The following is a 20,841-nucleotide window of genomic DNA, read 5'->3' as shown; positions in this document are numbered from 1 at the left end:
TCCCCTAAGGTACCCGGCGCTGCCAGCGCAGGCTCAGGCCCGCGGCAAGAATCATCAGCAGGGCCGCCAATGCTGAGAGTAGCGAGGCAATTTCGGTTTTGGTGCCCTCCCAGCGAATCACCGTGCCCAGTTCTTTGGCAATGGCCTTGAGGGCCTCCTCGGTGGGGGGGTAGGTGTTTTTGCCACCCGTGGCCTGCGCCAGTTGCTCCATGTTCCTTGGTTCGAAGGGGATGTAATAGCTGCGCCCCTCAATCTGGGCCACTGTACCCCCTGGTTGCCCCATGGGGAAGGTGAAGAGCTTGACGTTGGCATTTTTGGCAAAACGGGCCGCGATCTCGAGGCTGTTGCGGGTGGGCAGTCCGGGGTTGGTGCTCACGTTAGAGGCTCCGTCCGAAAGAATAACCACACTCCCCGGCGGCAGATCTTGTGGAGACTGGGCCTGCTCGGGCGCGGGCAGGTCGGGCACCCCCTGCAAGGGGTCGGGCTGCCCCAGGCCAGGGGGTTGCAATTCGGCAGGAGGCTTGAGGTTCTTGCGCCCGGGCAGCATCCGCACCCCGGTCACGATGGCGTTCTCGATGGAGGTGTTTTGGGCCGGTTTGAGGCGCTCGATGGCCTCCAGGAGCTTTTGGCGGTCGGTGGTGGGCATCACCAAGGCCGAGGCCGAGTCGGAAAAGCTGACCAGCCCAATCTGGGTGGTAGGAGGTGCTAGCTCGATGAACTTGCGGGCCGTGGCCTTGGCGGCCTCCAGGCGGCTGGGGTTGAGGTCGGCGGCCAGCATGGAGCGCGAGGTATCCACCGCCAGCACGACGGCGGCCTTGTTGGTGGGCAAGGGCGGGCTGGCCACCGGACGGGCCGCCGCAAAAAGCAGAAGGAACAAAGCCAGCAGTTGCAGAGCCAGCGGCCAGCGCACGTGGGCTTTAGGCGGTTGGCGCACCACCGAGGGGAGCAAGCGGGCATCGGCAAAGGCCTCGGCGGTGCGCTCCCGCCGTCGGTTGGCCCACACCAGCAGGCCCATAAACAGCGGGATTAGTAGCAAGAGCCACAAAAAAGCAGGCCAGGTGAAACTCATCTTCGCCCCCTTCTGCGTAAGGTGAACTTGAGCAAGGGTTCTACAATTTCCTGGGCCGTGGACAGGTTGAGCACATCCACCTGGGCGGCCCGCAGGGTGCGCTCGAGCATGGCTTCTCGGGCCTGCACCAACGCCGCGTGGGCACGGCGAACCCGGGGGTCGCTGGTATCAATCCAGATCTCTTCACCGCTCTCCGGGTCGCGCATGCGCAGTTCGCCGGCTCTGGGCAGCTCTTTTTCGGCAGGGTCGAAGATGCGCACCGCCACCACATCGTGCCGGTAGGCCAGCCGACGCAGTCCCTGCGTCCAAGGGAGCGCCTGCTCCGGTTGGGGGTTCAGGAAGTCGGACACCACAAAGAGCAGGGCCCTGCGCTTGAGGGTTTTGGCAATGTGCTCCAGGGCTTGCTCCAGGGAAGCGTGCGGCGCACGGGATGGTGCGGCTTGCCCCTGGCCGAGCGCCAGCAAGCCATACAGCTCGTGCAAAATTCGCAGGGCCTGCCGACGGCCCGTGCCCGGAGGCACCACCCGCATGCCGGCCTCCGAAAAGCCGATGGCCCCCACCTTATCCCCGTGGCGGGCCACGATGGCCGCCGCCGTACCGACAAACTCCAGCGCCTCCTCTGCCTTCAGCACCCGCCGGGTGCCAAACCGCATCGAGGCCGATAAATCCACCACCAGCCAGACCGTGACCTCCTTCTCTTCGCGGTACTGCCGGATGTGAATCTTGCCGGTGCGGGCGGTCACGTTCCAGTCGATGCGGCGCACTTCGTCGCCGGGCTGGTACTCCCGTACCTCGGCTAAGTCCAGGCTGGGACCGTAGAAAAAGCCGGTGTAATCGCCAAACAAAAAACCGTCCAGGCGCTTCAATACCTTGAACTCGAGCTTCCGCAGGAGCTCCGCCGGTAGCTCGCGTGAAGGGGGCATGGCCTCTTTGGGCTCTGGCGTCAGGGTGATTTCAATTTTGTTTTTGCTGGCTCGTCGAAAGAGCATAGGCCACCACAGCTTTAGGTTGCGCTAGGCCGAAGGATTTTCCGTAACCGTTGGGCGGGTATCACGGTAGGGGTCGCCAATGTGCACCTTGGGCAAAGGGGTAGCGGCGATAATCTTCTGTACCACTTCCTCGAGCTTCACCTCGTCGGCCAGGGCCTCGTAGGAAAGAATCACCCGGTGGCGCAACACCTCGGGGGCCAGGTCGCGCACGTCCTCGGGCAGGGCGTACTCACGGCCCCGTACAATCGCCAGGGCTTTGGCGCCCAGAATCAGGTTCACGCTGGCGCGGGGGCTTCCACCAAAGCTGATGTACTTTTTCAGGTTCGACAACCCTACCTCGCCGGGGTCGCGGGTCGCGCGGGTGAGCCGCACGGCATATTCGGTCACGGCCTGGTGGACATGAACCTGGTCGGCCATGGCCTGCAAGTAGCGCAGGTCGTCACCACTGAGCACCTCGGCTACCCGCTCGAACTTGGTAGAAACTCGGTCTACCACGGTCATCTCCTCGTAGAAGGCAGGGTAGTCGATCCAGACCTTGAACATAAAGCGGTCTACCTGGGCTTCGGGCAGGAAGTAGGTGCCTTCCGACTCGATGGGGTTCTGGGTGGCCAGCACCAAAAAGGGGTCGGGCAGCTTGAAGGTCTCGTGGCCGATGGTGACCTGCCGCTCCTGCATGGCCTCCAGCAGGGCGGACTGAATCTTGGCGGGGGCCCGGTTAATTTCATCGGCCAGAATCAGGTTGGCGAAAATCGGGCCCAGCTCCACCTCGAAGTTGGCTTCTTTGGGGTTGTAGATGCGCGTACCCACCAGGTCGGCAGGCACCAGGTCGGGGGTGAACTGGATGCGCTTGAAGCTGGCCCCAATGGCCTCGGCCATGGTCTTGATGGCCAGGGTTTTGGCCAGTCCCGGCACCCCTTCAATCAGGATGTGGCCCCGTGCCAGGAGCGCCACCACCATGCGTTCTAACATCAGGTCTTGACCGACAATTACCTTCTTGACTTCCAGCAACAGGGTGCGCAACTTGGCGGCAGCATCCATCACGGCTTGGGGCTCGAGGGAGGGTTTGGGGGCTTCACTCATAAAAAACCTCTTCGGCTAACTTATTTGCATTGGTTTCAAATGGACTGATCGGGGTTGCTTTCAGGAGGGGTGGGAGCGGGTGCAGGCATGGGCGGCGTAGGCGGACTCGGTATGTAGGGGGTGCTGGGGTCGAGCGGAATGAGTTCTGGAGAACCTCCAGGCCTCCCAGGGCCCGGCATGGAGCCGCCAGGCCCTGGCATTTGCTGTCCGGGCAGGTCAAAGCGGAATAGCTGACCATCCTGGTAAATCAGGATGGGGCACTCCTCGCCCTGGCCCTGTCCCGGTTGGGGCTGGCCTGGCCCTGGCTGAAGCGGAATTAACTCGCGGGGATCAGGTGCGGGCAGGAGTTGCTGCTGGTCAAACTGAACCGCTTGAAACCGAACCCCCCGCTGGGTCTGCGAAGCCTCCCCCGGTTGTGGTTGCGCCGAAAGGCGGCCTGCCACAAACCCCGTGCCCAACAAAGCCATCGTAGCCAGGCCCAACCCAAGGGGTTTGAGCAACGAACCCAGTCTGACCTGTTCCATGCTTTACTTTATGATGCAATACTGGGTTCAATCTGAGAATGTTCTACGATTAGGGCCTAAGCTTCTCATTCCCGCGCCCGAACAGGCGGTCATTTGATCTCTACCCCCGACCACTTCTCCAACAGTCGGGCCACAGCGGTGTGATCTACCTCGGCAGCGCCCACTTCGCGTTTGGCAATCTCGAAGAACTCCCGCACCTGCCGAAGCATGGGAGCCGGGGTTCCGGCGGCCTCGAGCACCTTTACACAAATACCCATATCCTTGGCCAGCAAACCCAGGGCGAAGGTGTTGGGAAACTGGCGTGAAACGACCCGCTGGCCGAACAAATTCTCGCTCACATTCGAGCGCCCCGAGGAAGCATTGATGACCTCCAAGGCCAGCCCGGCATCCACCCCTTGCTTGACCAGGGCCACCATGCCCTCGCTCAAGGCCCACAGGTTCACCGCCAGCAGGGCGTTGTTGACCGCCTTGACCGCATGGCCCGACCCCAGCGGCCCCACGTGCACAATCTTGGCGGCGTAGACTTCCATCACCGGCTTGGCCCGGGCAAAGTCCTCCGGCGAGCCCCCCGCCATAACGGTTGCCCTGGCCTGCATCGCACCAACGACACCCCCCGACAGACAGGCGTCCAGGTACGATACCCCCCTCTCCTTTAGCATCTGGGCCGTCTTCTTAGCCAGCTCCGGTTCACCCGAGGTGTGGTCTATCCACAGCATCCCGGGGCGCAAGTACGGCAAAAGCTTCTGGGCGAGTTCGTCAACCTCGAGGGAAGTGGGCAGACAGGTCAAGAGAATATCGGCTAGGGCCACCTCGGGAAGATCCACGGCCCTCGAGCCAAACTCTTTGGCATGGGCCTCGGCCTTGGCAAAGGTGCGGTTCCATACCAGGGTCTCGTATTTTTTGGCCAGGTGCCCCGCCATCGGATAACCCATAGCCCCAAGTCCGATAAATGCCGTTCTCACATGCGCTTCCTGATCTTGAAAAACCATAGCCAAACTATACCGTCAAGCGCTTTCGTTGGTCTCGGCAAGCACCTTATGCGATGGAGCAATGTGCTCAAATTTTTGCTGCCAGATTTGGGTTTGCCTGGCTTTATACCAACCTTAGTAGAGTTAGTTCTGAGGGTCATCCCAAGCTCCCTCATCCGGCGACACCCCCGACTGATGCATGTGGCTACCTGGACCAGAAGCCCAGCCCGCGCATGTAGCCGAAAACCTGACATTGCAGACAAGAACCGATGCTCGTCTGCTTGCTCGAGATTCGGTTGGGAGCAGCGCAATACCCTGGCCATCGGCCAGTGGGTGAAAGACCAGCGGCATTTTTTTTACTAAACAGGGAGCCTATCTGTACCCGCTGGGGTCAACGAAGGCTACCCTCTCCCCTTACCGTTTGCTCTGGGCTTTGAGCAAGCTCTTGGCGCATTTTGGTTTATCGCAAAATGCCGGCAATAACTATGCTGGCAATCAGGGTGCCGACAAAAGCCACCGCCAGGGTGATCCAGATTTTGCCACTTTCGCGCAGGTTCATGCTCGACTGCACGGCCAGGTAGGCAAAGTAGACGTTAATAACCAGCGCCCCAATGGCCAGTAAAGGAATCAAGAAGACGCCAATTAACGTGATGAGCAGAATCAGGCTGACCACCGCAAACAGTACACTGATGGGCGCCCAGAACAACGCAAACGTGTAGGCCACATTGTCGAGCGTACCGGTGCCGCCCTGGGTCTTGCCAATGTAGTGCACCAGGTAGGTAAAGATCAGGAAACCCACCAGGGTACCAATAATGCCGTTCAAAAAAGCCCCCAGGCCGCTGCCCAGACTGAATAGGCCGGTGATCACGGCGGCAATCAGCATGTAGATCAGCGCATCCCGCAGGGTGCCTTTGTTTTCGTATTGCTCAAAGGTTTCCACGCTGGGTTTGGTGAGCACCTGAATGCTCTGGCTGACCATATTCATTACGGTATCGGTAATGGACGGTGTGGTATTCATAACATGACCCCCCGGTTTTTGGTACATGTGTAGTTTACAACCAAATCCAATCCAACGCTTTTCCTCGAGGGCCCTTACCCTCTCATCTAAAAGCCAAATAAGATTAGAGCCATGCGTTTTTGGTTCGTTCTCATGGTTGTTCTGGGCCTGGCCTGGGCGCAGGACGCACCCGAGCAAGCCCCGGCGCCCCCCAGTTCACCTGGCGCGTACTCGATTGCCCGTATCGTCTCGATGGGTGATAAGAGCGCGACTGTGCGGGTTGGTGAGAAGCTCAAGGAAGCGGAGTTTCCCACCGAATCGGCGGCCTTTCGCACGGGGCAGCAGGTGGTGGTGTACGAGGCCGACGGCAGAACCTATATTGCAGAACCCTACCGCATCCCCTACCTGTGGGGCTTGCTCGGGCTGTTTGTGCTGGTAACGGTAACCCTGGGGCGCGGCAAAGGTTTGCGGGGTCTGTTGGGAACTGCCGCCAGCATGGCGGTACTGGCCTTTTTTGTGGTGCCGCAAATCTCGGCCGGAAATAACCCCCTGCTAATCACCTTTGTGGGCGCTTTTGGCATCCTGGCGCTTTCGATTTACTTTGTTCACGGAATCAACCGCAAGACCACCGCGGCCCTGATTGGAACCACCTTTGCCACGCTGGTGGCCCTGGTGCTTTCCGTACTGCTGACCGAGTGGATGCAGTTTACCGGCCTCACTTCGGAGGAGGCCTTCCTGGCCCGTTTCCAGCTAGGGGGCAACCTCGATCTGGTCTCGCTGTACCTGGCCGGGGTGGTGGTGGGGGCGCTGGGGGCCCTGAACGATGTAACGGTAACCCAGGCTGCAGTCGTTCAGGCGCTGGTGCAGGCCAACCCCCGCTACAGCCTTCGGGAGCTTTACACCAGGGGCATGACGGTGGGCTTCGACCACATTGGCAGTCTGGTCAACACCCTGATTCTGGCCTATGCAGCGGGTACACTGCCTTTACTGCTGCTGATTAGCCAGAGCGATGTTCCGCTGGTGCTACTGATAAATAACGAGACCTTTGCCGCCGAAATTGTCACCATGCTGGTGGGTTCGCTGGCCCTGGTACTGGCGGTTCCGCTCACCACCCTGATGGCCGCCTGGCTGATGCGGGGACGAAAGCTGGACTACATCGAGCGAAGGTGGCCGGGGCAATGAGGGGTGTTTAACCCACAAGAACCACGCGCTTTGAATGCAACCTCGAGCGCGGCGTGACAATTCTCATGGGATAGCAATACAATTACGTTAGATGCGATACATTTTGGCTCTGTCGTTCTGTTTGGCCTCTCTGGGACTGGCTCAACCTCGAGTAGGCACCGAAGATGGCCTGACCCGACTGGTATTTGGCATTCCCAGCGAAGCAAGGTTTAGCCTGAAACGTGAAGGCAACCAGGTTTCCATACGCTTCCAGGGCACTCTGCCCCGAACCTTGCGGGCTTTGCTGAACACGCCGCAGGTTGTCGGCTACAGAGCCACCCCCAGTCCGGGTGGCTCGATTTATGTGGTGACGCTGCGGGCCGGTGCCAGCTACCGTACCCAGGAGCTCGCCAATCCCCGCCGCCTGGTACTGGAGGTGCGCAGCAGCAGCCAGCCCGCGACCACTACCCAGCCCCGACCCCGCAACGGTTCCCGTGCGCCCACTGCGGTGGTGGTGTTGGATCCCGGCCATGGAGGGGTTGACCCCGGCGCAGTGGGTCTGGTGCAAGAGGAAGAGGCCGTACTGGAAGTGGCCCTACGCACCAAACGACTCCTCGAGGCCAGAGGCATTCGGGTCATCCTGACGCGCACCACCGACCGACATCTCTCGGCCAACAAGGCCACCGACCTGGGGCTACGGGCGGCCATGGCCGATAGCAAACGCACGCTCTTTGTTTCCATCCACGCCAACGCCGCCGAACGGGTCGCGCAGGGGATTGAGGTGTACTACTTTGGCGAGACCATCGATCAGCGGCTTTTGTCTAAGGCCATTCTGGAAAACGGTGGGGGCGCGCTGGGGCAGCGCCTGACCCGCGAGGCCCAGGGCGTGGCCCAGCGCCTCATGCGCGACCTCATCGCCCAGGCCAACCTCAAGTTTTCCGAGCAACTGGCCCTCAAAACCTTGCGCTCCCTGGTGCGCGAAACCGGTGCAGTAAGCCGGGGTGTCCAAACCGCACCTTTTTACGTGATCCGCAACGCCCGCATTCCGGCCATTCTGGTGGAGATTGGCTTTGTCAATCACCCCGCTGAAGGCAAAAAGCTAGCCACCAGCGCGTACCGGCAACAGCTTGCGAGCGGGCTGGCGGGGGGAATTATTGCTTTTTTGAACAGTGGCCATGCCCAGCGCTAGAACGGGCTTCGCTGGGCTGGAAAAACCTTACTTTCACGCAAAATAGGCTGCACCCAGTGCTCCCAAATGTCCAGGGAGCTTCGGGCCAGCTTGGGAAGGTTCGTAAGCTGTTGTCGACGATAGTCCAGACCATATCGGCCTGCAATCCATGCCTCATAGGCACTTACAAAAGGTCTGAAGTATTCCGTACCTGCGTCGAGGTCACAGGGCTTCCTGCGGGCGGATAGTTCGGGCAGGCCATCGGCATTCTCCAGCCAGCCAAAGGATTCACTGGGGCGGTGGTATAGCAACACCCCGTCGGAGCGTAGTAGCCAGGCTGCCGTCGAGTGAAGCCCAACCTGGCCTTTGAGGTATAGGCTCGAGCCCCGGCCTGTTGGACTTGGATTTTTCTGGAAACCATAGGCCAGCAGGCTACCGGTGAGCGCGTCCTGGCCCCACAGCCAGAACTGCACCAGCATCGGGTTCTTTAGGTGTGGCATGGGCTCAGGGCTCTACTTGAAGACCCGACAGATAGCCTGCCCGTTGGCCTGGATGAGTTTGAGGTAGGTATTGACTGTGTTGTCGAAGGCGTCGGAGTAGATACGGGCGATCCTGGCCCCGGTGGCCTCGGCCAGCGCCCGCGCCTGGCTTTGAGAGAACTGGGGCTCCACAAAAATCACCCGGACATTTTCCTTCTTCATGGCCTGGGCCAGCCGGGCCAGACTGGCCGGGCCGCGTTCCTGTCCGGCAAAGTCGGCAATGGTGCCGATGCTTTTGAGCCGGTAGTGGCGGTTGAAGTAACGGAGCGCCTCGTGCTGGGAAACCAGAACGCGCCGGTTCTGTGGAATCTCGGCCAGGCAGCGTTGTACGGCGGTATCGGCCTGGCGGATCTGGGCAATATAACGCGATGCATTCTGGGTATACATAGAGCGTCCGGCAGGATCCACTGCCGAGAGGATATCGCGGATTTTCTCCACGTAGCGGATGCCGTAGGTGGGGTCGAGCCAGAGGTGGGGGTCGTACCCGGCGTGTTCGTGACCGTGCTCATCAGCATGGGCTTCTTTTTCACCGGCCTTGATCAGGTCTGGCATTCCATCGGCCAGCTCGACGATGCGGGCGTTTTGGGGAAGCTGGGCCTCGAGCTTCTCGAAAAAGGGCTCGAGGGAGAGTCCATTGGCAAAAAAGACCCTGGCCCGGCTGATGGCCTGGACTACTGACGGGCGCGGCTCAAAGCTGTGTGGGTCACTGCCGTTGGGGACGACCTGCACCACACTGACACGGCTTCCTCCCACATTACGCACCATATCGGCAATAAAGCCCGTGGTCGCTGCGACCTGTACCGGCTGAGCCAGGCCCACACCCAGCCCGAGCATCAGCAAAAATCCCATTGGGAGAATAAATTTCATGCAAACCTCCTGTTACGCCAACTATTCATAATGATAAATCGTTATCATATTGTCAAGACCCGGGTTTGCTATTCTGAAAACTATGGAACGCTCGACCCGCCAGCGGCAGGCTATTCGAGAGGTGATGACCGAACTCAACCGCCCGCTCTCCCCTACCGAAGTCCTCGAGGCCGCCCGCGCTAAAGTCCCGGGCCTCGGCATCGCCACGGTCTACCGCACCCTCAAAAGCCTGATCGAGGAGGGCAGCGCCGTAGCGGTCGAACTTCCCGGCGAAGCACCTCGCTACGAGCTAGCAGGCAAAAAACACCATCACCACTTCCACTGCACCAGGTGTGGCAAGGTCTTCGAGCTCGAGGGCTGCCCGGGCGATTTTACCTTCATGGTGCCCAAAGGTTTCAAAACCGAAAAACACGAAATCGTGCTCTATGGACGCTGCACCGATTGCTTGCACTAGCCATCTGATTACCAGAACAAGACGCACTGGAATGAACGCTGTTCGTGCCAGGTGTCATACTGGATTCAAATAGATAGTTTAAAAAACCAAAAAACCCACAAGTTGTCTTTTTGAGTCCTGGAGCACACCCCTCCCGAACGGTCGGTGAAAAAAGCCTCCCTTTCCAAGGGGCGGCATCGCCCTCCGCTACGCAGGTAACTTAGGTCGGGTTAGTTCGTCACCGTTCGGCAACGAATCTACAGGGTCAACCCAAAAACCCTGGCTATCCGCTAACGGCTCCGGACAGACCATTGGCTGTTGCTGTTCGCTAAAACTCTTTGAGCAGTCCTTCAAGTTCAGCAGCGCTTATCTCGCCGATGTGCCGGTTTACCAGCTTTCCCTGGGCATCGTAGAGGAGCGTGACCGGCAAGCCCTGGATTCGGAGCGGATCGCTCAGTTTGGCATCAGGGTCGAGCAAGACATTGGGTATTTTGAGGCCCAGCTCTCTCTCGAAGGCCCGCACAGCCTCGGGGCCATCGCTAATGTTCAAGAACACGAAATGAAACTGCGGGTTGGCCCTGGCGGCTTCTACCAACAGGGGCATTTCACGGCGGCAGGGCCCACACCAACTAGCCCAGGCATTGAGCACAATGGGTTTACCTTTGAAATCGATCAGGTTGGCCGTTTGTCCGTCTAGTTGCGTAAGGGTAAAAGAGGGCAGTACCTCCACTTTGGACCCGGCTCGAGGTTGCAATAGCCAAAAACCCGCCAACAGCCCCAGCGGTATCAGACCCCACATCCAACCTTTCATCAAGGCCAGCATACGGAATTTTGGCCCTTTTTTCGGGAAGGCAAGCCACATACCGGGCCGCCTTAGCCAACCAGGCCGCGCCAGATGCCACCCCACCAGACATTACAAAGTAGCGGACAATTTTTTACTGGTTCTTTCGAGAAATGCAGCTTGGCCTTCAGGGACTTTCCACCACCCGCCCGTGCTGTAGTAAGGTGAGGAACATGCGGGTGCATCTGATTGCCGTTCAAACCGAGCTGCAGACCGCGCCCTACACCAGCGCCCAGGCCTTCAATCGGTATGTGCTCGAGCTAACCCGGGCCGCTACGGAGGGCCTGCCCCAGGACGAACCCCGCATTCTGGCCTTCCCCGAGGCGTTTGCCCTGCCCCTGGTGTTCTGGCTGGAAACCTCGAGGGCTGTGCTCGAGGCCAAAACCAGCCTGCAGGCTGCTATGCAGTTGCTCCGCGAGCACTGGCCCGCACTCCTGCGGCCTGGCGTCTGGAGTCCCGCCGCGCTGTACCATCTGCGCGCCCCGCTGGTATGGCCGGTGTATGAGCAAGCTTTTCAGGAAGCCGCTCAGGCAGTCCGCGCCTACATTGTGGCCGGCAGTATTTTCAGCCCGCACATGGACTGGGAACCGGTGCAGGGCCTCCATCCCAGGGGCAAGGGCGTTTACAACCTCTCGCTCGTCATTTCACCCCAGGGCACCGTGCTGGGGCGCATCCCCAAGGTTCATTTGACCGCCGAGGAACGCCACGCGTTTCTGACGGGCGGTCAACCCGGCAGGCACACCCTAAAGACCCGCCTGGGCACCCTGGCCAACCTGATCTGCCTGGACGCTTTTCACGACGACCTGATCGAGCAAGCCGACGCCGCCGGGGCCTGGCTGGTGGTGCAACCCTCGGCCAACGCTGCGCGCTGGGAGGGGCCCTGGAGCGCCGACCCCAGGGAGATAGAGGGCAGTGGTCTGGCTGCGCGAAGGGCTGGCTAAAAAATTACAAAACCGAGAAAATCTACGCTACGGGCTCAACCCCATGCTGAACGGACATTTTTACGATCTCTACTTCGAGGGCAAGAGCGGTATCTACCAGGCCGGTGCGCCTCTAGCTATGGCTGAAAATGCCACAGGAAACGCTTTCTTGCGAGCGGTAGTGGAGATAACTGATTCGCCGGGCAGGTACACCCGTTGACCTGTTTTACCTGGCCTTTAGCTTTAGGCTTTCCACTTTCGGCTAAATTAAGGCCTATGCGCCTCTCCAAGACGGACATCTATGCCTTCAAAACCCTGGGCTACCTGGGCACCCAGCCCCCTGGGCGCCTGGTGGGAAGCGAGGAGCTCAGCCAGGCCACAGGTGTGCGGCACACCTACCTGGTGCGGATTCTGGCTGCGCTGGTCGGGCACAATCTGGTGGTTTCCAAAAAGGGGCAAGGCGGGGGGTATACGCTGCCTCGCCCTCCCGAGGAAATCAATCTGCGCGACGTGATCCGGGCTGTAGATGGGCCCATTGCCCCGCTGGCCTGCATCAGCCTGAACTGGCCCAAAGCTTGCGCTAAGGAAGCGCACTGCCACGCCCGTAGCGCGGTCTGGCTCAAGGTGCGCGATGCTGTTTTACAAAGCCTGAGCCAGGTGAGCGTGGCCGACCTGGCCGCCGACTTCCGCCAGGGGGTGGACTACTCAGAGTGCCTGGATCACCTGCTACCCTCGAGCGAGCTGCTCACCCGCCGGGTACCAAACCACTCACCCGGCCCAAGCCATCCAAGCGTTAGCCTGCCGCAGTTGGCCAGGCCCAGCCTACCGTGAAACGCATATGCAAACTTGCTTCGGGCTATCGGGCACGTTGCCGTATTGAAACCGAAAACCACCTTGTGTATCATCTCGCCATTAGATTACATTTTTTGTAATCTATGTCAGCGTGACCTTTGACAACTTTGTTCTAAGCTGTTTCAGGTTAACTGTTGCAGTGACCAACTGTTCATTTGGAGGTAAGAGATGAGCTATGCCAACCCCGATGTGCTGGTTTCCACCGACTGGGTGCTGGAGCACCACCAGGATCCCGATATCCGGATTCTCGAGGTCAACGAGGACATTCTGCTCTACGACACCGGCCATATCCCCGGCAGTCAGAAGATCGACTGGCAGGCCGACCTCTGGGACGACACCATCCGCGAGTTTATCCAACCCCACGAGCTGGCCGCCCTGTTTGAGCGTTTGGGCATCTCCAACGACACCACCATCGTGCTCTATGGCGACAAAAACAACTGGTGGGCGGCCTATGCGTTCTGGTTCTTCAGCTACAACGGACACAAACACCTCAAGCTGATGAACGGCGGGCGCATCAAGTGGACACAAGAAAACAAACCCCTCACCACCGAAGTTCCCACCTATCCCAAGGGCAACTACACGCCTGGAAAGCGCGACCCCAGCCTGCGGGCCTTCCGCGACGAGGTACTGGCACACCTGGAAAAGGTCAAAGCGGGCAGGGGCGCACTGGTGGACGTGCGTAGTCCTGCAGAGTTTACCGGCGAAAAAACGCACATGCCGGAGTACCCCCAGGAGGGGGTGCTGCGGGGGGGGCACATTCCTGGCGCCAAAAGCATTCCCTGGGCCACCACCGTCAACCCCGACGGCACCTTTAAGAGCGCTGACGAGCTGCGCGCCATTTACGAGCCCAAAGGCGTGACCCCCGAAAAAGAGGTAATCGCTTACTGCCGCATCGCCGAGCGCAGCAGCCATAGCTGGTTTGTGCTCAAGCACCTGCTGGGCTACCCCAACGTCAAGAACTACGACGGAAGCTGGACCGAGTGGGGCAATGCGGTGGGCGTTCCTATCGAAAAAGGCCCGGAAAAGTAGCTTCCAGCAGCTTACTTGTAGCCTTTCCCCCCTGCTCGTCGTGCGAGGGGGGATTTTTTAGACTGCCCTGCGGTTAATGAACCCATGCATTACCTAACGGGTGTAATACCAGATTCGGTTAGTTCGTCACTAAACAGTGACGAACTAACCCGACGGAAAGGAGTGCTCTAGGATTCAAAAAGATAGCCTCTGGATTTTTTGGTTTGAATGACTATCTTTTTGAATCCGGTATAATCAGGCTAGACTTGGGGAAATGCCCGATACCACATCCGACTTTGAAATCCATCCACATGAACGTCAGGCCCTGGAGACGCTCCTGCAATTTCCGCTCACCGAGGCCCTCTTTGCCCGCCGTAGCCGCCGCTTTGCCCTGGGGGGCGAGCTACCTGAGGGTCCGCTGGCCTACAAATCGCGCTACGAGCCCTATCCTCTTTCAGAACTCGAGCGCCTGCTGATCCTTACCACGGTCGGCGGCCTGACCGGCTGGCACAACCTGATCAGTCACCACAAAAACGTGGCTCCCAAGCTGCCCAGCTATTCGGGCATGGCCGCCGGGCGCACCTTCCCCAGCGCCGCGGGCTTCCACACCAGCCAGATTTTCTTCACCGACGATAGCGGTACTTTCACCTTCAAAACCCGCGACGCCAGCCCGCCGGTAGCCCGCAATGCCCAAGGTCAGGTAGATCCGGTGGCGTTGCTGCTGGCGCATAAACAGTACATTGTGCGGCTCTCCGACTCCCGGCTCTACATTCCCCCCCACGAGCCCTACATGGCCGGCCACAACGCCTGGAACGCCAATAAACCTGGCTCGCTTCTGGTCTGGCCCATCGCCGACGTAGCCCAGCATCAGTTGCTGAAACTCCTGTTCATTGCCCAGAACGGCTTCGTGCTCTACGACGACGTACACAACCGGAGGATCCCAGGTCTGGAAAAGTTCAAGGATTACATCGCAGTGGACAAACCCTATCCCCTTACCGCTTTCGATCAGGCCACCCTGGCCGAAGTGTCGGCCGAGATAAGTACAGCGGTATTTGCGGGCCACCTGATGCAGCAGGCCATGGGCCTGGGTGGCTGGATGCTCAACGGACTTGACCGGGTACGAACCCTGGGGGCATCGGGCGACCCCGCAGTGCCGGGCCTGGGCTTCCGCTACGATTTCAAGCCCGGCTGGTCGCGGCCCAACCCCACCGGCCTCGAGGGCGTTTTTGAAGGCTACTGCCCCCCTCACTACCCCCACATGAAGGCTGCCGTAGAGGCCCTGGTCGAGCGCAAATATAAGGCGGGCGGCCCCTTTAACCCCGAAACCCCCGGCCCCTGGAAAGATAGCAAAGCGGTACGCTCCCAGGCCTTCCCCCACGCGGAGTGGCTGGTGGAGATTGTGGCCCTGCAGGCCCAATACCTGTTCGATACCTTCGGGAAGTTCCCGGCCACCGTTCCTACCATCTACAGCCTGATGTTTTTACAAACCCACCACCTCGACCTCGAGTACTACGACCGGTTCTTTGAGCCAGGAGCCTACCTGCAAACCCACCTCGAACACCTGGAAAAATGGCATGGGGTGCGACTGGAGGAGCTGCCGAGGAGAGAGGATAGCGATTAGTCAGCGGTTAATGGTCGGTAGTCGATGGCGGTTTACCGAAAGCGGATTGCACAGCGGCGGCTCGAGGATTGAACCCCTGGCGGGATGACGAGGGTTGCAAGCTCCCCGGTAGCCCGATTGGGTGTCCGCTGTGCAGTTGGCTGCCTCGAGGCTCTTCCGAATGCTATGGACTATAGACCAACGTCCATAGACTGCTTATCAGCTTTTTTCCGCAGCTTTTGCAGGCCTCCCTCGAGGTTGTACACCAGCTCATAACCCGCAGCTTCAAGGTACAGCCCTGCCAGCTCGCTCATTACTCCCCGCTCACAGATAAGCAGGATGGGGCGGTCTTTGGGCAGGTTGTGGTTGCCATGCTGGATGTCGTGCAGGGGGATGTGCACTGCTCCTTCAAAGTCGCTTTGGTTGTAATGTTCGGGCGGGCGTACATCCACCACCAGCGGCTTGTCTTGGAGAAAGCTTTTAAGCAACTCAGATTTGAGGGTTCGCATACCCCTAAGATAAGGCATCACCCTGGGGGCAATGGGCCCAAACCCGTATCCGGAGGGGGGTACCGGCCTATGCCGGCCTGGTGCATGGGTTACTTGTTTTGCGTTGCGTTTATAAGCACGTTGATTACCCGTAATTACTATGTGCGGCTCATTTGGAGCGACCGCAGTACATACCTATTTCCTGGTTACCCGACCACTAGCTCGCCAACTCCAACAACGCCTCGGCCTGGAATAGGTTAATCCCGCTTTCCACCAGGGCCAGATATTTCTCCATGCTGCTCACTTCTTCAACCTGCTCTTCCAAGAACCATTGTAGGAACTGGAAGCCCACAAAATCGCTCTCGGCAAGGGCGATTTTAGCCATAGTCTGAAACTGCTCGGTAACGGTGCGCTCCCACTTGAGGGCTTGCGAAACCGCATCGGCGGCGCTCTTGAAGCCGGTAGAAGCTGCCGGTATGGCCGGAAAGTGGGCCGCCTCCCCCACATCAGTCAGGAAGCGCACAATCTTCAAGGCGTGCTCTTTTTCTTCCGCGGCCTGCTTGTAGAACAGCGCCGCCCATTTGTCCAGGTTTTGCTGGGCAAAGTAGGTACCAATAGCCAGGTATTGCTGGTGAGCCCCAAGCTCATGGCCGATTTGCTCTTTGAGTTTCTGGGCCAGTTTGCCGGAAATGAGCGACGGGTTGGCTTTGGGCATGGTTCACTCCTTTGCAGGTAGATGGTTCACCAAAAGTCTACCACCCGGAGCCACAGCCACAAGTAATCCCACTCCTATTGGCCGCATGGTCGCTAAGTATGGATGGGGATTTCTCGGGTGAGCGGCGGGGCTGTTATGCGTGTTTATACTAAACCCTTGCAATACTATACAAAAGCCGGTAGCCATAAGTCTCAATAAGTGATATTCTCTCCCCTTGGTATGCCCGCCCGCACCGACCTCAAAAAAATACTCATCATTGGCTCTGGCCCCATCACCATCGGCCAGGCCGCCGAATTCGACTACTCCGGCACCCAGGCCCTCAAGGCCCTGCGCAGCGTGGGCTATGAGGTGGTGCTGGCCAACTCCAATCCTGCTACCATCATGACCGACCCCGAGCTTTCGGAGGGGACGTACTTGGAGCCCCTCACGGTGGAGTTCATGGAAAAAATCATCGCCGCCGAGCGCCCGGACGCCCTGCTCCCGACCCTGGGGGGACAGACCGCGCTCAACCTCTCCATGGCCCTTTTCGAACAGGGGATTCTGGACAAATACGGGGTGGAGTTGATTGGGGCCAATGCCGCTGCCATCAAGAAGGGTGAAGACCGCGAAGAATTCCAGAAGGCCATGCTGAAAATTGGGGTGGACGTGCCCCGGGGCAAGATGGTGCACGGTCTGGAAGAGGGGCTGGCCTTTGCCCGCGAGGTGACCGGCTATCCGGTGGTGGTGCGACCCAGCTTTACCCTGGGGGGCACCGGCGGGGGTATTGCCGAAAACGAAGCAGAGTTCATTGAGATTCTCACCCGTGGGCTCTCGCTCTCCCCCACCCACTCCGCACTTGTGGAGGAGTCCATTGTGGGCTGGAAGGAGTACGAGCTCGAGGTCATGCGCGACAAGAATGACACCGTGGTGATCATCACCTCCATCGAGAACGTAGACCCCATGGGCGTCCATACCGGCGACTCCATTACCGTAGCCCCGGCCCAGACCCTTTCGGATGTGGAGTACCAGCGCATGCGCGACGCGGCCATCGCCATCATCCGCGAGATTGGGGTGGAGACCGGCGGCTCCAACATCCAGTTCGCCATTGACCCCAAGACCGGGCGCATGATCGTGATCGAGATGAACCCCAGGGTCTCGCGCTCCAGTGCCCTGGCTTCCAAGGCCACCGGCTTCCCTATTGCCAAAATTGCCGCGCTGCTGGCGGTAGGCTACACCCTGGACGAAATCCCCAACGACATCACCCAAAAAACCCCGGCCTCCTTCGAACCCACCATCGACTATGTGGTCACCAAGATTCCCCGCTTCGCCTTCGAAAAGTTCAGCACTTTGCCCAACGTGAACCCGGGCGGCTTTTCCGACCGGCTGGGCACCCAGATGAAGAGCGTGGGCGAGGTGATGGCCATTGGCCGCACCTTCAAGGAGTCCTTTGGCAAGGCCCTGCGGAGCCTCGAGGCCGACGTGCGAGCGGAGTTTTCCACCTACACCACCGAGGAGCTATGGACCCGGCTCTACCCCAGCCCTACGCGAATTTATGCAATCCTGGAGCTGTTGCGCCGGGGCGAGCAGGTAGACAACCTCTACGACAAAACCCGCATCGAGCCCTGGTTCCTGACCCAGCTAAAAGAGGTGGTGGAGGCCGAGCACGACCTCGAGACCGAAAGCCACCGGCTGCAGGACGCCGAGGACTGGCGCTACGTGAAAAGCCTGGGCCTGTCCGACGCCCAGGTGGGCGAGCTGGTGGGGGTCTCCGAGGCAGCGGCCCGCAAGCAGCGCCTGGCCTCAGGCTCCAGGCCGGTCTACAAAACCGTGGATACCTGCGCGGCCGAGTTCGAGGCGTACACCCCCTACCACTACAGCGCCTACGAGCTGGAAGATGAGGTACGTCAGACCGATAAGCCCAAGGTGGTGATTCTGGGAAGTGGCCCCATCCGCATCGGGCAGGGGGTGGAGTTCGACTACGCCACCGTGCACGCAGTCTGGGCCCTGCGGGAAGCCGGTTTTGAAACCATTATGGTCAACTCCAACCCCGAGACCGTGAGCACCGACTACGACACCGCCGACCGCCTCTACTTTGAGCCTCTAACTCTCGAGGACGTGCTCAACCTGACCGAGCACGAGCATCCCCTGGGCGCAATTGCCACCCTGGGTGGCCAGACCCCCCTGAAGCTGGCCAAAAAGCTTGCCGATGCCGGGGTAACCCTGCTGGGCACCCCCTGGGAGGCCATCCACAGGGCCGAAGACCGCGCCGAGTTCAACCGGCTTTGCGCAGAACTGGGCATTCCCCAGCCCAAAGGGGCCGTCGCCCGCACCCCCGAGGAAGCCCTGCAACTGGCCGAGACCCTCGGCTACCCCCTGATGGCCCGGCCCAGCTACGTACTGGGGGGGCGGGCCATGCAGGTCGTGCAAAACGCCGAGGAGCTGCGCTGGTACCTGAACGGCATCTATGCGGCCCTGGCCGAGCGGCCTTCGATTCTATTGGATCAGTATCTGGATAATGCACTCGAGCTCGACGTGGACGCCCTCTGCGACGGCAACCGGGTGGTGGTAGCCGGCATCATGGAGCACATCGAGCGGGCTGGGGTTCACTCGGGCGACTCGGCGACCATCCTGCCCCCCATCTCACTTTCGCCCGAGCAGCTTGAAACCGTCAAAGAATACACCCGCAAGCTGGCCTTAAGCGTGGGGGTCAGGGGCCTTATCAACGTGCAGTACGCCATCAAGGACGGTACCGTGTACATCCTCGAGGCCAACCCCCGGGCCTCGCGCACGGTGCCGTTCGTTTCCAAGGCCATCGGTCATCCGCTGGCCAAGTACGCCGCCCTGATTGCGGTGGGCAAAACCCTCGAGGAGTTGGGCTTCACCCAGGATCCCACCCCGGCCTTCTACTCGGTCAAGGAGGTGCTCATCCCCTGGCTCAAGTTCCCCGGCGTGATTCCGGTGCTGGGGCCGGAGATGCGCTCCACCGGCGAGAGCATGGGCCTCGACACCGACCCCTACCTGGCCTACTACCGGGCCGAGCTGGGTGTGGGCCAGCGGCTGCCGCTTGCGGGCAAGGTGCGCTTTATCAGCGCCGAGGCCTTGAAGGCCGAGTGGACTGAAGCAGGTTTTATAGCCTCCGAGGACGACTACGACCTGCTGATCGCCCTTACCCCCCACCCCGAGCTGCGTCGGGCGGTGGAGACCGGCAAGCCTTTCATCACCACTTTGGAAGGGGCAAAGTGGAGCCTCGAGGCCATCCGGCGGGCCCGCAGCTCGGGCCTGCCGGTCAGGTCGTTGCAAAGCTGGCATACTGTCTAGCTGTTCCATGGCCCCCTCGAGCCTCGGGGAATCGGGCTTTATACGCTGCTTTCCCTTGACCCTTGTGGCCTGGCTCTCCTGACCGCCCACCTTCTACTGAAACCAGGTGTTGCGCTGGGAAACTATACTGTGGTTTGGGCTGGGGACTGGCGAAATCTACGGCCTTCGCCACCAACGCCTTGGTTTTCTAGGGTCATTCTGATGGCCTTGTCACCAAGCCCTGTTCAACCCAGGTAACCCCCGCCAGTTTTTTCTGGATTGCCATGGGCTGCTGGGGCACCTGTGGTTACTGGAGTCCATCCCGGTGGTCTTGCGGCGGGTAGGCCAGTGGCTAAGGCAAAGCAAAAAATAACCGGAGTGGGTATTCCACTCCGGCCTTGCCCGGCGAGCCTTATCGCGTTTCCCACATTTACGCTCCACGCGATGCAGCGTAAATTACCCCACACTCCATAGCTTCCAAAGGATGCTGTGCGGTATTCGGGGGAACCGCTCTATTCCTTGTTTTCTTCAGCCACTTCGCTGGCATGGGCCGCGCTTTCGGCTTCTTGCCTGGCAGCCTCAGCAGCCTTGGCTTCGGCAGCTTCTTTGGCAGCCACCGCGCGGGCTTCCACATCCTGGTTGAGGCGCTTGCGGTCGCCTTTGATGCGCGCCGCTTTACCACGCAGTTCACGCAGGTAGTAAAGCTTGGCCCGACGCACCTTACCCCGACTCACCACCTGCACACTCTCGATGAGCGGCGAGTTGAAGGGAAAAACCCGCTCCACCCCTTCGTTGAAGGAAATTTTGCGTACCGTGAAGGCGCTGTTGAAGCCGTTGCGCTTAATCTTCAACACCACGCCTTCGTAGGCCTGTACGCGGGTGCGGTTGCCTTCCACCACCTTGTAGTTGACACGCACGGTATCGCCGGGTTTGAACTGGGGGATGTCGGTACGGGTGTACTTCTTTTCTACTACTTTGAGCAAAGCACCACGGTTCATGGTCTGACTCCTTGTTCCAGCGGAACCTACTTGTGCGCCTTTTGCCTTAGGCAAAACTGCGGGTTCATGGATTCTTGCCCTCAAACGTACCCGCAAAGCAGATACTCGGGACAGGTCAGCAAGTTGTGATTGTACCAGCCAGGTGGGGCCTTGTCAAAAAAGCCCTCTCCGCGGCAGGGCTGGTGCATAAAGTAAAGCCACGCCTTCCTCCCCCAACGGGGGAGGCGAGGTGGGGGCATAACACCCAGCCATCTCGCCTTGCTACGAGCAATTTTGCAACCCCAGGCGTCTGAAGCGCCCCTGGCTGAGGTTTGCGAGGGTTCATGCACCGACCCTGTCTCCGCGGTT

General features: G+C 59.8%; 20 protein-coding genes. 8 read left to right on the top strand and 12 right to left on the bottom strand.

Going from position 1 to position 20,841, the window contains the following annotated elements; all coding sequences use genetic code 11:
• Positions 1–4: 4 nt before the first annotated feature.
• The 6 genes from Q0X23_RS12165 to Q0X23_RS12140 form a co-directional block, all read right to left on the bottom strand.
• Positions 5–1,069 (bottom strand): VWA domain-containing protein, encoded by a 1,065-nt coding sequence (locus Q0X23_RS12165; protein WP_297860532.1) that lies wholly within the window; start codon positions 1,067–1,069, stop codon positions 5–7.
• On the bottom strand, positions 1,066–2,058 hold the full coding sequence (locus tag Q0X23_RS12160) for a DUF58 domain-containing protein (protein WP_297860531.1): 993 nt from the start codon (positions 2,056–2,058) through the stop codon (positions 1,066–1,068). The genes Q0X23_RS12165 and Q0X23_RS12160 overlap by 4 nt, the downstream gene beginning before the upstream one ends.
• A gap of 24 nt (positions 2,059–2,082) precedes the next feature.
• Positions 2,083–3,138 (bottom strand): MoxR family ATPase, encoded by a 1,056-nt coding sequence (locus Q0X23_RS12155; protein ID WP_297860530.1) that lies wholly within the window; start codon positions 3,136–3,138, stop codon positions 2,083–2,085.
• Between the two features lie 35 nt (positions 3,139–3,173).
• On the bottom strand, positions 3,174–3,662 hold the full coding sequence (locus Q0X23_RS12150) for a hypothetical protein (protein ID WP_297860529.1): 489 nt from the start codon (positions 3,660–3,662) through the stop codon (positions 3,174–3,176).
• Between the two features lie 89 nt (positions 3,663–3,751).
• Positions 3,752–4,651, bottom strand: coding sequence for an NAD(P)-dependent oxidoreductase (locus Q0X23_RS12145; protein WP_297860528.1), 900 nt, complete (start codon positions 4,649–4,651; stop codon positions 3,752–3,754).
• A gap of 439 nt (positions 4,652–5,090) precedes the next feature.
• Positions 5,091–5,648, bottom strand: coding sequence for a YIP1 family protein (locus Q0X23_RS12140; protein ID WP_297860527.1), 558 nt, complete (start codon positions 5,646–5,648; stop codon positions 5,091–5,093).
• Between the two features lie 111 nt (positions 5,649–5,759).
• On the opposite strand from Q0X23_RS12140, the gene Q0X23_RS12135 reads away from it, so the two are divergent.
• Positions 5,760–6,809 carry a YibE/F family protein gene (locus tag Q0X23_RS12135; protein WP_297860526.1) on the top strand — a complete coding sequence of 350 codons (1,050 nt, stop codon included), beginning with the start codon at positions 5,760–5,762 and terminating at the stop codon, positions 6,807–6,809.
• 91 nt (positions 6,810–6,900) lie between these two features.
• Entirely contained in the window at positions 6,901–7,977 is a 1,077-nt protein-coding gene (locus Q0X23_RS12130) for an N-acetylmuramoyl-L-alanine amidase (RefSeq protein WP_297860525.1), read from the top strand.
• On the opposite strand, the gene Q0X23_RS12125 is transcribed toward Q0X23_RS12130, so the two are convergent.
• Both Q0X23_RS12125 and Q0X23_RS12120 read right to left on the bottom strand, forming a co-directional pair.
• Positions 7,974–8,456, bottom strand: a complete 483-nt coding sequence (locus Q0X23_RS12125; RefSeq protein WP_297860524.1) for a hypothetical protein — start codon at positions 8,454–8,456, stop codon at positions 7,974–7,976. The genes Q0X23_RS12130 and Q0X23_RS12125 overlap by 4 nt on opposite strands.
• Positions 8,457–8,468: 12 nt before the next feature.
• Entirely contained in the window at positions 8,469–9,362 is an 894-nt protein-coding gene (locus Q0X23_RS12120; RefSeq protein ID WP_297860523.1) for a metal ABC transporter substrate-binding protein, read from the bottom strand.
• Positions 9,363–9,444: 82 nt separating this feature from the next.
• On the opposite strand from Q0X23_RS12120, the gene Q0X23_RS12115 reads away from it, so the two are divergent.
• Positions 9,445–9,816, top strand: a complete 372-nt coding sequence (locus Q0X23_RS12115) for a Fur family transcriptional regulator (protein ID WP_297860522.1) — start codon at positions 9,445–9,447, stop codon at positions 9,814–9,816.
• A 307-nt stretch (positions 9,817–10,123) separates the two neighbouring features.
• Here the strand turns inward: Q0X23_RS12115 and Q0X23_RS12110 are convergent, their stop codons facing one another.
• Positions 10,124–10,606 (bottom strand): TlpA disulfide reductase family protein, encoded by a 483-nt coding sequence (locus Q0X23_RS12110; RefSeq protein WP_297860521.1) that lies wholly within the window; start codon positions 10,604–10,606, stop codon positions 10,124–10,126.
• A 203-nt stretch (positions 10,607–10,809) separates the two neighbouring features.
• On the opposite strand from Q0X23_RS12110, the gene Q0X23_RS12105 reads away from it, so the two are divergent.
• From Q0X23_RS12105 to Q0X23_RS12090, 4 genes are all read left to right on the top strand, one after another.
• Positions 10,810–11,577, top strand: a complete 768-nt coding sequence (locus tag Q0X23_RS12105) for a nitrilase-related carbon-nitrogen hydrolase (RefSeq protein WP_297860520.1) — start codon at positions 10,810–10,812, stop codon at positions 11,575–11,577.
• A 255-nt stretch (positions 11,578–11,832) separates the two neighbouring features.
• Positions 11,833–12,387 carry an Rrf2 family transcriptional regulator gene (locus tag Q0X23_RS12100; RefSeq protein ID WP_297860519.1) on the top strand — a complete coding sequence of 185 codons (555 nt, stop codon included), beginning with the start codon at positions 11,833–11,835 and terminating at the stop codon, positions 12,385–12,387.
• A gap of 189 nt (positions 12,388–12,576) precedes the next feature.
• A complete protein-coding gene (locus tag Q0X23_RS12095) occupies positions 12,577–13,437 on the top strand; it encodes a sulfurtransferase (protein WP_297860518.1) in 861 nt (286 codons plus the stop codon).
• A 253-nt stretch (positions 13,438–13,690) separates the two neighbouring features.
• Positions 13,691–15,037, top strand: coding sequence for a hypothetical protein (locus Q0X23_RS12090; protein WP_297860517.1), 1,347 nt, complete (start codon positions 13,691–13,693; stop codon positions 15,035–15,037).
• A gap of 170 nt (positions 15,038–15,207) precedes the next feature.
• Here the strand turns inward: Q0X23_RS12090 and Q0X23_RS12085 are convergent, their stop codons facing one another.
• A complete protein-coding gene (locus Q0X23_RS12085) occupies positions 15,208–15,525 on the bottom strand; it encodes a rhodanese-like domain-containing protein (RefSeq protein WP_297860516.1) in 318 nt (105 codons plus the stop codon).
• A 196-nt stretch (positions 15,526–15,721) separates the two neighbouring features.
• The gene (locus Q0X23_RS12080; RefSeq protein WP_297860515.1) at positions 15,722–16,219 is read right to left on the bottom strand and encodes a ferritin; all 498 of its coding nucleotides are present in this window, start codon (positions 16,217–16,219) and stop codon (positions 15,722–15,724) included.
• Between the two features lie 219 nt (positions 16,220–16,438).
• Here Q0X23_RS12080 and carB point away from each other — a divergent pair, with 219 nt between their 5' ends.
• Complete coding sequence (gene carB, locus Q0X23_RS12075; RefSeq protein ID WP_297860514.1) at positions 16,439–19,516, top strand: carbamoyl-phosphate synthase large subunit; 3,078 nt, start codon at positions 16,439–16,441, stop codon at positions 19,514–19,516.
• 491 nt (positions 19,517–20,007) lie between these two features.
• Here carB and rplS read toward each other — a convergent pair whose 3' ends face one another.
• Positions 20,008–20,493: a 50S ribosomal protein L19 gene (gene rplS / locus Q0X23_RS12070; protein WP_297860513.1), complete on the bottom strand. Its 486-nt coding sequence runs from the start codon at positions 20,491–20,493 to the stop codon at positions 20,008–20,010.
• Positions 20,494–20,841 lie beyond the last annotated feature (348 nt).

Origin of the sequence: Meiothermus sp. (genome assembly GCF_026004115.1) — a bacterium.
Lineage (GTDB): Bacteria > Deinococcota > Deinococci > Deinococcales > Thermaceae > Meiothermus.
The sequence above is the reverse complement of the archived record's forward strand: the minus strand, read 5'-3'. Positions and strand labels throughout refer to the sequence as shown.